This is a genomic window from Cellulomonas xylanilytica, from assembly GCF_007989805.1.
Lineage (GTDB): Bacteria > Actinomycetota > Actinomycetes > Actinomycetales > Cellulomonadaceae > Cellulomonas > Cellulomonas xylanilytica.
In genome coordinates this window covers 269097-284092 of record NZ_BJUB01000007.1, presented here as the reverse complement: position 1 = coordinate 284092, position 14996 = coordinate 269097, and the positions used below count along the sequence as shown (strand labels likewise).

The 14996-nt window shown below is 73.5% G+C and carries 13 protein-coding genes, 1 tRNA gene and 1 pseudogene; 5 read left to right on the top strand and 10 right to left on the bottom strand.

The annotated features are described in order from the left end of the window. The 6 genes and pseudogenes from CXY01_RS20875 to CXY01_RS12820 all read right to left on the bottom strand — a co-directional run. Positions 1-566, bottom strand: a pseudogene (locus CXY01_RS20875) (hypothetical protein); the annotation flags it as partial. A 76-nt stretch (positions 567-642) separates the two neighbouring features. Then, positions 643-1761, bottom strand: a complete 1119-nt coding sequence (locus CXY01_RS12840; protein WP_146927818.1) for a hypothetical protein — start codon at positions 1759-1761, stop codon at positions 643-645. A gap of 100 nt (positions 1762-1861) precedes the next feature. After that, positions 1862-3007: a hypothetical protein gene (locus CXY01_RS12835; protein WP_146927817.1), complete on the bottom strand. Its 1146-nt coding sequence runs from the start codon at positions 3005-3007 to the stop codon at positions 1862-1864. A gap of 3 nt (positions 3008-3010) precedes the next feature. Continuing rightward, entirely contained in the window at positions 3011-3586 is a 576-nt protein-coding gene (gene dcd / locus CXY01_RS12830; protein WP_146927816.1) for a dCTP deaminase, read from the bottom strand. A gap of 43 nt (positions 3587-3629) precedes the next feature. Beyond that, on the bottom strand, positions 3630-4289 hold the full coding sequence (locus CXY01_RS12825; RefSeq protein WP_281285315.1) for a response regulator: 660 nt from the start codon (positions 4287-4289) through the stop codon (positions 3630-3632). Further along, positions 4268-5368, bottom strand: a complete 1101-nt coding sequence (locus CXY01_RS12820; protein ID WP_146927815.1) for a sensor histidine kinase — start codon at positions 5366-5368, stop codon at positions 4268-4270. The genes CXY01_RS12825 and CXY01_RS12820 overlap by 22 nt, the downstream gene beginning before the upstream one ends. Before the next feature lie 133 nt (positions 5369-5501). Between CXY01_RS12820 and CXY01_RS12815 the strand changes: the two genes are divergently transcribed. Beyond that, positions 5502-5891 carry a DUF6069 family protein gene (locus CXY01_RS12815; protein WP_146927814.1) on the top strand — a complete coding sequence of 130 codons (390 nt, stop codon included), beginning with the start codon at positions 5502-5504 and terminating at the stop codon, positions 5889-5891. A gap of 23 nt (positions 5892-5914) precedes the next feature. On the opposite strand, the gene CXY01_RS12810 is transcribed toward CXY01_RS12815, so the two are convergent. After that, positions 5915-7315 (bottom strand): calcium-binding protein, encoded by a 1401-nt coding sequence (locus tag CXY01_RS12810; protein WP_146927813.1) that lies wholly within the window; start codon positions 7313-7315, stop codon positions 5915-5917. A gap of 294 nt (positions 7316-7609) precedes the next feature. Between CXY01_RS12810 and CXY01_RS12805 the strand changes: the two genes are divergently transcribed. The 3 genes from CXY01_RS12805 to CXY01_RS12795 all read left to right on the top strand — a co-directional run bounded on the left by CXY01_RS12805 (position 7610) and on the right by CXY01_RS12795 (position 11219). Beyond that, on the top strand, positions 7610-10072 hold the full coding sequence (locus CXY01_RS12805; RefSeq protein ID WP_146927812.1) for a glycoside hydrolase family 94 protein: 2463 nt from the start codon (positions 7610-7612) through the stop codon (positions 10070-10072). A 28-nt stretch (positions 10073-10100) separates the two neighbouring features. After that, positions 10101-11087, top strand: coding sequence for an aldose epimerase family protein (locus tag CXY01_RS12800; RefSeq protein ID WP_146927811.1), 987 nt, complete (start codon positions 10101-10103; stop codon positions 11085-11087). 61 nt (positions 11088-11148) lie between these two features. Next, positions 11149-11219: transfer RNA gene (locus CXY01_RS12795), tRNA-Gly, on the top strand. A 29-nt stretch (positions 11220-11248) separates the two neighbouring features. On the opposite strand, the gene CXY01_RS12790 is transcribed toward CXY01_RS12795, so the two are convergent. Continuing rightward, positions 11249-11899, bottom strand: coding sequence for a hypothetical protein (locus CXY01_RS12790; RefSeq protein WP_146927810.1), 651 nt, complete (start codon positions 11897-11899; stop codon positions 11249-11251). Between the two features lie 90 nt (positions 11900-11989). On the opposite strand from CXY01_RS12790, the gene CXY01_RS12785 reads away from it, so the two are divergent. Further along, entirely contained in the window at positions 11990-12607 is a 618-nt protein-coding gene (locus CXY01_RS12785; RefSeq protein ID WP_246125310.1) for a TetR/AcrR family transcriptional regulator, read from the top strand. A 42-nt stretch (positions 12608-12649) separates the two neighbouring features. Here the strand turns inward: CXY01_RS12785 and CXY01_RS12780 are convergent, their stop codons facing one another. Both CXY01_RS12780 and CXY01_RS12775 read right to left on the bottom strand, forming a co-directional pair. Next, positions 12650-13297 carry an LON peptidase substrate-binding domain-containing protein gene (locus CXY01_RS12780; protein ID WP_246125308.1) on the bottom strand — a complete coding sequence of 216 codons (648 nt, stop codon included), beginning with the start codon at positions 13295-13297 and terminating at the stop codon, positions 12650-12652. A gap of 118 nt (positions 13298-13415) precedes the next feature. Next, positions 13416-14873: a YyaL domain-containing protein gene (locus CXY01_RS12775; protein ID WP_246125306.1), complete on the bottom strand. Its 1458-nt coding sequence runs from the start codon at positions 14871-14873 to the stop codon at positions 13416-13418. Positions 14874-14996 lie beyond the last annotated feature (123 nt).

Sequence of the window (14996 nt, the reverse complement as noted above, 5' to 3'; positions counted from 1 at the left end):
GACGAGGACGACGCCGGCTGCACCACGGCCGCGTCACCCAGGACACCGAGCGCCACACCGGACACGTCGACAGGTGCGACCACGGGCACCGCCACGACGGCGTCGTCGACGGCCGCGGCGGGCGCGGGAGCCGCCGAGCTCCCGCCGGCGCCGCCGACCACGGCAGCGTCACCGAGCACGCCGACCGCGACGTCGGACACGGTCACCGGGACGGTGACCGGCACCGCCACGAGGGCGGCGTCGTCGTGGGCGGCGTCGTCGTGAGCGGCGTCGTCCTCGGCAGGAGCCGCCGGTGCCGTACCGGTCGCGGTGCCTGAGCTGACGACGCTATCGCCACCGATCCCAAGGGCGATGCCCGAGACGTCCACCGGGACGTGGACCGGTGCGTGCACGACCTGGTCGAGCCCCAGGTCGAGGAGGCCGCCGGAGCCGTCGACCTGCAGGTCGACGGCCACGAGGGCGTTGTCGTGGGCGGGTTCTTCTGCGTAGGCCATCGAGGCCCCGGCGGCGACGAGGCCGCCTGTCACGAGCGCTGTCTGCAGCGCACGCCGGACGTAGGTGTGCATGGCGAAGCTCCTCCTGCTGATCGGATGGCCCGGACGGGCCGTGGACGCGTGTCGCACGGGTGCGACCGGTCTCCGGTCAGGCAGGGGAGCTGGGGACCTCGGAGGCGGGCGGGGCGGCGGACGTCAGGAGGACGCCGCCGAGAAGGCATCGGCCCTGCGGGACCGCGGTGGGCGCGAGGGCACCGAGGACGGCCGCGTCCACCACGGTGCGGCTGCCCGACGCGGTGGAGCCCGACGGCGCGGGCGCGGCAGGGAGATCCGACCCGGGGTCGGACGGCGCCGGCGCGGGCGTGTCGGGGACGACGGCTGCGTCGAGGGGAGAGGGCGGTCCGGCGGCGTGGTTCGTCGCGACGGGCGTGCGGCGGGTCGACGTCAGCGCAGCGATCCCGGCGACCGCGACGTCCTCCGCGGGCCGGACCGCGTCGACGGCGGGAACGACCGACTGCGGCACGGGCAGCGAGGCACCCACCGGGTCGAGGGCGCCCGGCACGGGCCGAAGGACGCCGCCGACGGGTCGAAGGACGGGGTCGAGGACCGGGTCGAGGGGCTCCAGGACGGGGTCCAGCGGGTCCACGACGGGCGTGATGACGTCGATCACCGGACCGGCGGCGTCGAGGACGGGGCCGACGGCGTCGAGGACGGGCCGCGTCAGGTCGACCACGGGCGCCAGGACGGGCGCCAGCGGCTCGACGGCCGCACCGACCACCGGTGCGACCGGGGCGACGACCGCGTCCACGCCGGGCGCCACCGGTGCGACGACCGCGTCGACCACCGGGGCGACGGGTGCGACCACCTCGTCGACCACCGGCACGACGGGGGACGCCACCGCCTCGACCACCGGAGCGACGGGCGTCGCGACCGCCTCGACCACGGGCGCGACCGGGGAGGCCACCGCCTCGACCACCGGAGCGACGGGCGTCGCGACCGCCTCGACGACGGGCACCACGGGCGTGACGACGACGTCCAGCACCGGTGCCAGCGGGGACACGACGGCGTCGACGACGGGCACGACAGGTGTGGTGACGGCGTCGACGAGATCCACGACGAGCCCGCTGCGGGGCGGCGAGTCGTCGGCACGAGCCGACGGCGCGAGCAGGGCCTGGACGAGGACGACGAGCACGAGGGCCACGAGCGCGAGCAGGCCGCGAAGGAGCCACGTTCCCGCTCCGGCGGTCTCCTGCTTCAGCGACGTCATCGTCAAGCCCCCCAAGGCCCTGCGCTTCCGTCGACCGTACGAAGGCCGGTTGGATGCGGCAACCGGGAAGGTGGAGATCACCTGTCCGGCCTAGCGGGGGTCAGACGTCCTCGGGGTCCACGAGAAAGTCCGCCTCGTCGGCGATCTCGCCTCCGATGGCGCCGTGCACGACGCGCGCGACGGCCTGCACGAGCGGGGCGGCGCGGGACCGGGCGACGCGGTGCTCGAACGACGGCCGCTCGGCCTCGAGCTCCTCGATGAACGGGGGCTCCCAGTGCACCCGGTAGGCGACGACACCGTTCTTGGTCCACGGCAGCTCGCGCATCAGGGGCGGCAGCGCGGTCTCGACGCCGGCCTCGACGGACAGCATCCCGTCGTGCCCGAGGTCGACGAGAACGCCGAAGGCCTCGGGCGCCGGGGGCACGGCCAGCATCAGCTCGTCGTACGCGGCGGCCTCGTCCATCAGGCGGCGGCGCTCCACCTCGTCGGTGACGCCGTGCTGGTCGAGCGCGGCGGAGAGCCCGCGGCCGCCGGCCTCGGCGACCCAGCCGGGCTGTGCGCCGGCGTCGCGACCGACCCCGGGCTGCGGCCCGGTCCAGGTCCCGCTCGCGGCCTCGCTGAGGCGGGCGCGCGGCAGCACGCTCTGCACGACCCGGAGGGCGTCCTCGGGCTCGAGCCACGAGTCGGACAGGACGGTGAGGTCGATGGCGCTGTCGACGTCGGGCGTGAGCACGGTGCCGCTCCCGCCGGTGCGGACGGAGCCGCCGAGGCGCCGAGCGGCGGCGACCATCCACTGCAGCACGCGCTCCTCCTCCCGGATCGGCATGCCGTCGGGGAACGCGCGCTTCAGCCCGTCCCGGTCACCGCCGGGGTACGGCTTCTCGCCGCGCTCCCGGGGGCACACCAGGATGTACGCGAGGGTGGACGTCGCGGGCAGCCCGAGGCTGACGGCGTCCCCGGTCTCCATGCGGAACGGGCCGTTCAGCGTGGAGAGCCGCGCGAGCCGCAGCGTGCGCGGAGGGACGGTCGCGGCTCCGACCGCCCGGATGCCGAGCGCGGCCGTCATGGGCCCGATGATCCCGCGCGGCTGGAGGACGTCCTGCGGCGTCTCCTCCCACCGGGCGTTGGCGAACCTGCTGATCGCGAGCACCTCGACCTCGTCGGCGGCCACGTCGGGCGGCAGCGCGAGGATGTGGCGGTCGCGCAGCCCGGGGTCGTCGGCGGGGAGCCGTGTGAGCCGAGCCATGCGTCAGACGTCCGTGCGGTGGAAGTTCTGGAAGGACCGCGAGGCGGTCGGTCCCCGCTGCCCCTGGTACCGCGAGCCGTACTGCGAGGACCCGTACGGGTGCTCGGAGGCCGACGAGAGGCGGAAGAAGCACATCTGGCCGATCTTCATGCCGGGCCACAGCAGGATGGGCAGCGTCGCGACGTTGGACAGCTCCAGGGTCACGTGCCCGGAGAACCCGGGGTCGATGAAGCCGGCCGTCGAGTGCGTCAGCAGCCCGAGCCGCCCCAGCGACGACTTGCCCTCGAGCCGCGCGGCGATGTCGTCGGGCAGCGTCACGGCCTCGTACGTGGACCCGAGGACGAACTCGCCAGGATGCAGGACGAACGACTCCCCCGGGGTCACCTCGACCAGCCGCGTCAGGTCCGGCTGGTCCGCCGACGGGTCGATGAAGGGGTACTTGTGGTTGTCGAACAGCCGGAAGTACCGGTCGAGCCGCACGTCGATGCTCGACGGCTGGAGCATGGCGGGCTCGTAGGGGTCGAGGGCCACGCGGCCCGACTCGAGCTCGGCCCTGATGTCACGGTCGGAGAGCAGCACGGGGCCACGGTAGTCCGGTCCGGGGTGCGCCCAGGGCACGTGTTCACCGCAGGTCCCGGACGAGGAGCGCCACCTGCGTGCGGTTCTCCAGACCGAGCTTGAGCAGGATGCTCGACACGTGCGCCTTCACGGTGGCCAGCGTGAGGTACAGCTCGCGGGCGATCTCGGCGTTGCTCGCTCCGCGGCCGATGGCGACGACGACGTCCCGCTCGCGCTCGGTGAGCAGGTCGAGGGATGCCCGCGCCGCCGCCCGGGAGCCCCCGGCGCGCGCGGTGGTGTCCATGAGCCGGCGAGCCACCCTCGGCGACAGCACCGGGTCGCCCGCCGCCGCGGCAAGCACCGCCTCGACGATGCGCTGCGGCGCGGTGTCCTTGAGCAGGTACCCGCTCGCGCCGGCGTGCAGCGCGGCCTCGACCTCGTCGGCGGTGTCGAACGTGGTGAGCACGACGACGGCGGGCGGGTCCTGCCGACGACGCACCGCCCGGGTGGCGGCGATGCCGTCGACCCCGGGCATCCGCAGGTCCATCAGGACGACGTCGACAGGGTGCGCGTCGAGCGCGGCGGGGACGAGCGCGCCGTCCGACACCTGGGTCACCACGCGGATCCCCTCGGCGCCGTCGAGCATCAGCGTCAGCCCGGTGCGCACCAGGGCGTCGTCGTCGACGACGAGCACCCGGACGGTCACGGCTCCCACCGTAGCCACGCCTCCAGCGTGTACCCGTCGCCCGACGGCGCGGCCGACAGCGTCCCGCCCAGCAGCTCCACCCGCTCGGTCAGACCGATCAGGCCCGTCCCGGTCCCCGGGCCGAGCCCGGCGGCGCCCGGGCCGTTGACCACCCGCACGCGCAGGCCGTCGTCGACGCGGACCTCGACGGTCACGGGTGCGCCCGGTGCGTGCCGGCGCGCGTTGGTCAGCCCTTCCTGGCACGTCCGGTAGACCGCGAGGCCGAGCGCGGCCGGCACCTCGACGTCCGGCAGGTGCAGCGAGACGGAGGCACCCGCCGCCCGTTCCTGCTCGACGAGCGCCACGAGGTCCGCGAGCCCCGGTGCCGGACGCAGCTCGTCGGGCCCCTCCCGCAGCACCCCGATCACGGTCCGCAGCTCCTCCAGCGCCTCCGCGGCGCTCGCCCGCACGACGCCGGCCGCCGCCGACACCTGCTGCGCCGTCAGGTCCGTCCGGTACTCCAGCGCCCCGGCGGTCGTCGCCAGCAGGGTGAGCCGGTGCGCGAGCGTGTCGTGCATCTCCCGGGCGATCCGGACCCGCTCCGCGGACCGTGCCTCCTCGACCCTGCGCACCTGGTCCCGCTCGGCCGTCCGGGCACGCACCCGCCACTCGTCCACGAGCGCGTCCCGCGTCCGGCCGTACGCGCCCCAGCCGAGGAGCGCCCCGTGCACCGCGACGTCGCACAGCAGCCACCACCCGAGCGGCAGCCCGACGGACCGCCACAGCGCCTGCAGCGCGTGCCCGGTGATGCTCGCGAGCGCCACGGGCACCGCGATGCCCAGCCGCTCGCGGCGCGCGACGACGTACGTGCCGGCGGTCGCGGCGGGTGTCGCGGCGGGACTGAGCGCGGCGAGCGCGCCGAGGAGGAGACCGCCGAGCAGCGGGCGGCTCCGCAGGAACGGGAGGACCGAGATCGCCAGGGCCCCGAGCGCGAGGTCGACCAGCAGCGGGACGCCGTCGACCCGTGCGGCCCAGGCGGCGGCCGTCGTGAGCACCACCATGCCGGCCAGCAGGCCGAGCAGGGCGGGCAGGGACGGCTCGTCACGTGGTCGGGTCATGCGGCGAGCGTAGGAACCGTCGGCCGCGGCCACTACCGACCAAAGAAGGGGGCGCGACGAACCTCCGGCCGACGACGTCCTCGGCGGGCCCGACCAGGCTCGACGGCGTCCACCTCGACGTCAGGAGAAGCTCATGAACCGTCCCGTCCCCGTCTGGCTCGTCGCCGTCGCCGCGACCGCTCTCGCGCTCGCGGTCTGGGTGCTCGCCGTGCCGGTCGCCGGCGTCGACCTGGAGGCCGGCACGCCCCCGCAGGCCGTGGAAGCCGTGGCGGTCGCCGTCACGACCCTCGTCGTCACGCTCGCCGCCTGGGGCGTCCGCACGGTGCTGCGCCGACGCGCACCGGTCGCCTGGTGGGTCATCTGCGCGGTCGTGCTCGTCGTCTCCCTGCTCGGCCCGCTCGGCGGCACGTCCCCGGCCGCGGTCGGCACCCTGGTCGCGCTGCACCTGGTCGTCGGCACGACGGTCGCGGTGGGGCTGGACCCGCGCCGGACGCGAGCCACGACCGCCGTCCCGGCGCGCTGACCCGGGTCGGTGCTCGTGAACGCCTATCGCTCCCCGGCGGCGGCCGCGGGCACCGCCGGCAGCAGCCGCGACGGCGCGGTCGCGGACGGCGTGGGAGGCGGAGGGGGAGGCGGCGGCCACGGGAACTGGTCGTTGCACGAGGTCATCGCGTCGAGCGGGTCGGCCGTGCACGCGTCCCGGCCGTCCCCGCCGTCGAGGCGGTCGTTCCCCTCGACCCCGTCCGTGCCGCGGAGCGTGTCGTGGCTGCCGCCGCCGCGCAGCAGGTCCGAGCCGGGCCCACCGTCGAGCGTCGCGGGCCACCGGACGGTCGTCAGCACGTCGTCCCCGTGCCCGCCGCGCACCTCCTCGATGTCGGGCGAGGAGCTCCACGGCGCCGGGACGCCCACCGCGTCGCCCTCGCCCGGCTCCCCGTCGCCGCCGACCCCGTCGAGCGTCACGGTGACCGGCCCCGTGCGGTCCCCGTAGTCGACGACGTCGGACCCGGGTCCCCCGACCAGCTGGTGGGCACCGTCCGGCGCCGCGCCCATGACGAACCGGTCCGGTCCCTGGCCGCCCTCGGAGCGGCCGCTGTCGGCACCGCCGTCGAGCACGTCGGAGCCCCAGCCGCCCTGGAGCAGGTCGTGGCCGTCGCCGCCGAGCAGCGTGTCGTCGCCGTCCCCGCCGACCAGCACGTCGTCGCCGCCGAGCCCGGACACCCGGTCGTCACCGGCACCCGCGCAGATCACGTCCGCCCCGGGCGTGCCCAGGAGCTCGTCGCCGCCGTCGGTGCCGCGGATCGTGCACCTGTGCCCCGGGGCCGTGTCGTAGCGGACGTAGTCCCAGGTCGAGCTGCCCTGGAACGTCTCGAAGCCCAGCGCGACGGTGCCCGCGCCGCGCTCGGTCAGCGTCCGGTCGAGGACGGTGCGCCCGTCGACCGTCAGCCGCAGCTGCTGCCCGCGGGCCTCCAGGTGGTACGTGTGCCAGCGGCGGGTGTCGAGCGGGATCACCTCGCGGTCCTGGTACGGGTAGAGCAGGCAGAGCTCCCCGGGGCCGAAGCCGAGGTGCACCAGGTCCATGGTGTCGCCGACCCACAGCATCGTGGCCGGGGGGTTGCCCGTCTCCTCGTCGAGGCACGACCTCGTCGAGTCGGCTCCGAGGCGCATGCGGAAGTCGACGTCCCAGCCGGTCAGCCGACCGGCCGCGCCCGTCCACTCCGACGGCCCCGCCTCCTCCCGCAGCATCACCATCGTCTCGGCGCCGATCGTGATCTTGCCTCCGCGCGTGGTCGCGACCGGGTCGCCGCTGAACCCCTGCACCACCCAGCCGGGACCCAGGGACCGGCCGAACTCCTCGCGCTGGGCGTCGCCCGCCCAGGCGGGCGGCGCCAGCAGCAGGGGCGCCGCAAGGGCCGCGGCAACGGTCAGGCCGAAACGGGTCCGTCTCATCGTCGAGCTCCCCACGTGTCAGATGGTGAGCACCGTAGGGGTGCCGACGGGCACGGAGGGCGTGCGAAAAGTTTCGATACCCGGAACCTGCCCGTTCGGGCGACCGCTCCGCAGTCGACATCGGGAATCGCTTCGTCCGTTCCGCCATGGGACGCAGGCGGCTATGCTCTCGTCCGAGAGTTGCGTGGGAGCGCTCTCGCACACCGAACAGCGCCGGCGACGACGCGCCCCGGCACTGCAGCGGGGGCCGGACGAGCCGCGGGCGCTACTGCCGAGCACTCGAGGGGCAAGTCCATGCGGTACGGCCAGTTTGACGACGAGGCACGCGAGTACGTCATCGAGACGCCTCACACGCCCTATCCGTGGATCAACTACCTCGGGTCCGAGCAGTTCTTCTCGCTCATCTCGCACCAGTCCGGGGGCTACTCGTTCTACCGCGACGCCAAGATGCGCCGCCTGACGCGCTACCGGTACAACAACATCCCCGCGGACGCCGGCGGCCGCTACTTCTACGTGAACGACGGCGGCGACGTGTGGACTCCGTCGTGGCTGCCGGTCAAGGCGGACCTGGACCACTTCGAGACGCGGCACGGCCTCGGCTACACCCGCATCACCGGGGAGCGCCGCGGCATCTCCGTCGAGACCCTGTTCTTCGTGCCCATCGGCGAGACCGCCGAGATCCAGAAGGTCACGGTCACCAACACCTCGGACGAGGCGAAGACGATCACGCTCTTCTCGTTCGTCGAGTTCTGCCTCTGGAACGCGCAGGACGACCAGACCAACTACCAGCGCAACCTGTCGATCGGCGAGGTCGAGGTCGAGCAGGACGGCCCCTACGGGTCGGCCGTGTTCCACAAGACCGAGTACCGCGAGCGCCGCGACCACTACGCCGTGTACGGCGTGAACACGCGGGCCGACGGCTTCGACACCGACCGCGACACCTTCGTCGGGGCCTACAACGGCCTGGGCGAGGCGACGGTCCCGCGCAGCGGCGCGTCGACCGGCTCGGTGGCGTCCGGCTGGTACCCGATCGGCTCGCACTCCGTGAACCTGACGCTCGCTCCCGGCGAGTCCCGCGCGCTGACCTACGTCCTCGGCTACGTCGAGAACCCCGACGAGGAGAAGTGGGCCGACGACGCCCACCAGGTGGTCAACAAGGAGCGCGCGCACGCGCTGCTGGGCCGGTTCGCGACGACCGAGCAGACGGACGCCGCGTTCGAGAAGCTCCGCGCGCACTGGACGGGCCTGCTGTCCACGTACTCGGTCAAGAGCGACGACGAGAAGCTCGACCGGATGGTCAACATCTGGAACCAGTACCAGTGCATGGTCACGTTCAACATGTCGCGCTCGGCGTCGTTCTTCGAGACCGGGATCGGCCGCGGGATGGGCTTCCGCGACTCCAACCAGGACCTGCTGGGCTTCGTGCACCTCATCCCCGAGCGGGCCCGCGAGCGCATCATCGACATCGCGTCCACGCAGTTCGAGGACGGCTCGGCGTACCACCAGTACCAGCCGCTGACGAAGCGCGGGAACAACGACATCGGCTCCGGCTTCAACGACGACCCGCTGTGGCTCATCGCCGGCGTGGCCGCGTACATCAAGGAGACCGGCGACGTCGCGATCCTCGACGAGCCGGTGCCCTTCGACAACGAGCCCGGCTCCGAGGTCCCGCTGTTCGAGCACCTGGTCCGCTCGTTCCAGTTCACGGTGGACAACCGCGGGCCGCACGGCCTGCCCCTGATCGGCCGCGCCGACTGGAACGACTGCCTGAACCTCAACTGCTTCTCCACCACCCCCGGCGAGTCGTTCCAGACCACCGAGAACCAGGCGGGCGGGGTCGCGGAGTCGGTGTTCATCGCCGCGCAGTTCGTCCTCTACGGCGCGGAGTTCGCCGAGCTGGCGTCCCGCCGCGGCCTGACGGAGGTCGCCTCGCAGGCCCGCAAGGTCGTCGACGAGGTCCGCGCCGCCGTGCTCGACCACGGCTGGGACGGCGACTGGTTCCTGCGCGCGTACGACTACTACGGCAACCCGATCGGCACGGACGCCAAGCCCGAGGGCAAGATCTGGATCGAGCCGCAGGGGTTCGCGGTCATGGCGGGCATCGGCGTGGACGGCGTCGAGCCGACGTCGCCGGCCATCAAGGCGCTCGACTCCGTCGGCGAGATGCTGGGCACCCCGCACGGCCTGGTGCTGCAGTACCCGGCGTACACGACGTACCAGATCGAGCTCGGCGAGGTCTCCACCTACCCACCGGGGTACAAGGAGAACGGTGGCATCTTCTGCCACAACAACCCCTGGGTGATCATCGGCGAGACCGTGGTGGGCCGTGGCGCCAAGGCGTTCGACTACTACAAGCGGATCACGCCGGCGTACCGCGAGGACATCTCCGACGTGCACAAGCTCGAGCCGTACGTGTACGCGCAGATGATCGCCGGCAAGGAGGCGTCGCGTGCGGGCGAGGCCAAGAACTCCTGGCTCACCGGTACGGCCGCGTGGAACTTCGTGGCGGTGTCCCAGTACCTGCTCGGCGTGCGGCCCGACTACGACGGCCTGGTCGTCGACCCGCAGATCGGTCCCGACGTCCCGTCGTTCACCGTCACGCGCGTCGCCCGCGGTGCCACGTACGAGATCCACGTGACCAACTCCGGCACGGAGGGCGCCCGCGGGCGCCTCACCGTCGACGGCACGCCGGTCGAGGGCAACCTCGTCCCGTACGCCGCCGAGGGCTCGGTCGTCCGCGTCGAGGTCACCGTCTGACCCCGCGGGGGCACGACGGGATGCTCTGATGACGGCTGTCCAGGAAGTCGAAGCGCTGACGTCGCCGTTCGGCGTCGACACGCGGCTGATCACGCTCCGCAACAGCACGTGGGAGCTCGACGTGCTGCCGGCGACGGGTGCGTCGCTCGCGGGTGGTCGCGTCCGCACGTCCGACGGCGTGTGGCGGGACCTGCTGCGCCCGACCCGCCGGACCGCGCTCGGGGAGCCGGAGAAGTGCTCCAGCTTCCCGATGGTGCCGTGGTCGAACCGGATCCGGGACGGCGTCCTGCCGTTCGGCGGGCGCACCTGGCAGCTGCAGCGCAACGGCGCGGACGGCACGGCGATCCACGGCGCCGCCCGGCACTCCGCCTGGACCGTCATCGAGCTCACCGACACCCGCGTGGTGCTCGAGCTGGACACCTGCGACCTGGTGGGCGTCAACTTCCCGTGGCGGTTCCGGTCGCAGATCACGTACGCGCTCAGCGGCGACCGGCTGACCGTCGGCACGTCGGTGCGCAACGTCGACCTCGTGCCGTTCCCCGCCGGGTTCGGGCACCACCCGTACCTGCAGCGAACGCTGTCCCCCGTCGGCACCGCCGCACCGCCGACGCCCGGCCAGCCGGTGCTCGAGGTGCCTGCGCAGAAGGGCTACTCGCTGGTCAACGCCCTCCCGTCGGGTCCCGCCGGCTCGGTCCCGCAGCGCGCCGACTTCCGCGTGGCCCGGCCGCTGACCTCCGCGTTCGTCGACGACGTGCTCACCGCGTGGGAGCCCGGCGCCCCCGTGCGGATCCGCTACCAGGACCTCGGCGTCAGCGTGGACCTGCACGCCGACCCCGTGTACGCCCACCTCGTGCTGTACGCGCCCCGCAAGCGGCCCTTCTTCGCGGTCGAGCCCGTGACCAACGTGAACGACGGCTTCGCGCTGCACGCCGCCGGGGTCCCGGGCACGGGCGTCTTCGTCCTCGACCCGGGCGAGGAACGCTGCGGGGCGTTCACGATGACGCTGCGGACCTGAGTTCGCTCGTCCGAGCCATCCAGGTATGCTCTCTTCCCGGACCGGTCCTCGACCGGTTCGCGCGGGTGTAGTTCAGTGGCAGAACTTCAGCTTCCCAAGCTGATAGCGCGAGTTCGATTCTCGTCACCCGCTCCGTGCAGGATCCCCGGGGGAGCCCCGGGTCAGCTGGCCAGGTCGTCGATCCACGAGGACCGCAGCCGGAGCGCCCGTTCGATGCTCCCCACCACGGCGGCGACGCCGACCGTGACCAGCAGCCACCCGGGCAGATTGAGCGGCGACTTGAAGGTGCCCACGGCCTGCGCGACAGGCGGGATCTCCGAGATCGTCTCGGCGAGCGCCGGCAGCGCGAGGCAGAGCCCGACGAGCACGGCCAGCAGCGAGAGCGCGCCGACACCCCTGCTGGCCACCGGGTGGTCGCGGTCGAAGCGCGCCCGCCGCCCCTCGGCGGACCGGGGGTGCGGGACGAGCTGGCGCTCCGACCCGTCGGCGGCCACGAGGTGGCACCGCTTCATGCCGAAGCCGCCGACGACGACCTCGATCTCGCCTCCGGGCACCGGGAACCGGGCGGGCACCCGCGACACCATGCGGAGCGCGCCGTCGACGTAGAGCCGGGCGCGGACCTCGCCGTCGTCCTTGTCGCCCGCCTGGCGGACGTCGACGGCGTAGGACGACGGGCGGCCGTCCGGGCCGACGAGCTCCAGCGTGAAGAGGGACCGCGACAGCAGCTGCCACCAGCGGAAGCGTGGCAGCGGGCTCCCGTCGCCCGGCTTGACTCGCTTCGCCTGCCGGCGGCGCCGCCACTCCTGCATCATCACCACGCTCCTCCCGGGTCGTTAGTACACCGTGCTAGTCGCGACGCTAGCACGGTGTACTAGTACGATGTCTGCGGAGGTGGACGCACTGTGACGACGCAGACCGGGGACGAGCACAGCACTCGGGACAAGATCCTGATCGCTGCAGCGAGCATGCTCGGAGAGAACCCGACGGCACGGCTGTCCGTCCGCTCCGTCGCGGCGCGAGCGGGAGTGAGCACCGGGTCGCTCCGGCACTTCTTCCCCACGCAGCAGGCCCTCGTGGACACCGTCGTCGCCGGCGTGTACGACGTCGAGATCCCCGGCGACCCGATCCGCGACCTCGACACACCCCCGGCCGACCGCCTCGTCGCGTGCCTGCAGCAGGTGCTCGCCCTGGTCGGGACCGGCGAGAAGGCCAGGCAGTCGTGGCGCTCGGTCCACGACGCGTACCTGGCGACCGCCCCGTCGCAGGACGCGGCGACGACCTACGTCGCGCTCGAACGCCTCGGGCGGCGGCGGTTCGAGCGGTGGCTCGCGATCCTGGCCGACGAGGGTGCGCTACCGCCGGGGGACGACGAGAAACGGGCGCGGTTCTTGATGACGGTCGTGAACGGCCTCGCGGCCGAGCGGGCACTCCCCGCCGACGGGCCGCGGCTCGCCTTCGAGGCCGCCACCCTGCGCATGGCGGTCCACGCGATCGTGCCCGACGCCGTCGGGAGGACGTGACCGGGGACGCGACGGCGACCAGCCGTGCGCCTGGAGTCTGCGTCAGCTCTCCTCGTCGTAGCCGTCGTCGGTCCAGCCTGCCGCGATGCCGTCGGCGGTCGCCCGCGTCTCGGACACCAGGCGCGTGATCAGCTCCCCTGCGGTCGACGAGCTCAGCAGCGCCTGCTGGTCCAGGGGTCCGATCGGCGCGATGCCGGCCAGCTGCCACAGGCGCTCGCCGGGGTCCTCCGACAGCGCGACGTCGGCCGGCCAGCGCAGCTCGGCGAACTCGCTCTGCCGGGACAGGGTGGTCCGCACCACGCGCTCGGCGTCGGCGAGAGCGGACAGGTCCTCCGGTGCGAGCACGAGCGGCGCCAGCTCGCGCACCCGCGCCCGGGGGAACGGCTCCTCGTCGAGCCAGTCGATCACCTCGACGCGCTCCGCACCGCGCGCGAGCAGGATGATCGACTGCTCACCGACCTCGATGGTCACGATGCTCGCCACGGTGCCGACGGCGAACCGCGTGTCACCGCCGCCCACCTCGGACCCGCGCTCGATCAGCACCACCCCGAACTCGCGGGCGGGCTGGTCGAGCACGGCGGACAGGAGCGCGAGGTAGCGGGGCTCGAAGACGCGCAGCGGCAGCGGCATGCCCGGGAACAGGACAGAGCCCAGCGGGAACATGGCCAGCTCACGGATCGCCTCGCGCACGACCTCGATCCTGCCTCACGCACCGCGGGATCCGGTCCGGGTCCTCGTTCTAGGTCGTCTGACGTGCCGCAGGGCCGCTCCCACGCGAGGACCGGCCCTGCGTCGGCGGGTCTTGGGGTCAGCTCCTCCCGCGGAGTCGGTACGGGTTCGTGCGGGTCTCGCCGTACACGAACCACGACGTCGCGCCGACGTGCTGGACCTGGAAGTAGCCGAACCCGAACCCGGAGTCGATGAGGCTGGACGCCGCGACGATGCCGCCGTCGACCTCCACGCCGCCCAGGTGCTGGCCCACGCCGAGCACGTCCTGCGCGTGCCGGGCCTGCCCGAGCAGGGCCTCCGCAGAGCGCTTGTCGCCGCGGCTGCCCCGGTCGAGCAGGGCGGTCGCCAGCTGGTTGGTGCCCTCGAGCCAGACACCCTGCGGGTGCACGGTGATGCCGTTGTACTGCGCGGTGGAGGTCAGGCTCGCGGTGCTGAACGTGACGCCGGAGAGCCGCTCGCCGTCGGGCAGCTGGGACGTGGGGGCGCTGGCGTCGTCGGTGACCGCCAGGGCCGAGCCCGCCCAGTCGAGCGCGCGGGCGTACCGCTTCTCGCGCAGCGCGAGCCAGCTCCAGGTGGCCGTGTCGAGGGGCACGGGGAACCTGTTGATCTCGACGCCGTCGTTGGTGCCGGTCCAGAACGCGCCCACCGCCGGGTCCCACATCCGGTCGACGAAGGCTCGCGCGTGGTCGGCGGCCTGGGACCACGCCCTGTCGCGCGTGAGCTCGCGGAGCATCCCGAAGAAGGCGACGCAGTCGATGTTGTGCTCGGTGGAGCCGTTGGGCACCGGCACGTTCGAGCCGTTGACCCCGAACGAGAAGCCGCCCAGCGGCTGGGTGGACCAGGTGTTCGTGGTGATCCAGGTGCCGATCCGGACGGCGGCGTCCAGGTACCGGCGGTCACGGGTCCGGGCGAAGAGCTGGGCGAGCGCGATGCCCGGCCACGCCATGTCGCCCACCGCGGTGCCGAGGAACCCGAACTGCCAGCCGATGTTGGCCGAGCCGTCCGGCAGGACGAACCCGTACGGCTGCGGGGTGCCGTCGTAGAACGTGTAGGGGCCGACGTTGTAGCCCTGCCGCAGGCGGCCGTCGGAGTAGCCGGGGTCGTGCTCCTGGGCGTAGACGAGCCCGTCGCCGATGGCCCGTGCCGTCTGCTCGGCGCTCCGGCGCCCGTCGGCGAGGAGCGCGATGACGGCCAGCGCGCTGTCGTACACGAACGCGGTGCTGAACAGGCCGAGCTCGTCGGCGTAGCTCTGCGGCAGCCGCGGTCCCGTGTTCAGGGTCGGGTAGGCCTCGGTGGCGGTCTGCAGGAACGCCACGGCGGCCCGACGCGCACCGCCGGACCCGCCGTGCGGGCGGCCGTGCGCAGCGACCGGTCCGGCGGCGGGCAGCCCGCGGGCGGACGCGCTCGTCGCACTCGCTCCGACGGCGGCTGCCGCGCCCGTCAGGACGAGGAACGACCGCCGGCTGAGCGGCGGCAGGGCCGGGTGCGTGCGGTGGACCTGGTCGGTCGGGACGGGATCGATCGGGGTGCTGGTCATCGGGGGCCCCTCCGGACGGTCGTGCGGGCCGCGACGGTGCGGCCCGGGACCACGGTAGAGACCGATCACGCGGAACGGAAGATCTGGACGTACCGGACAAGGGCAGCACGCTCCTCGGACGAG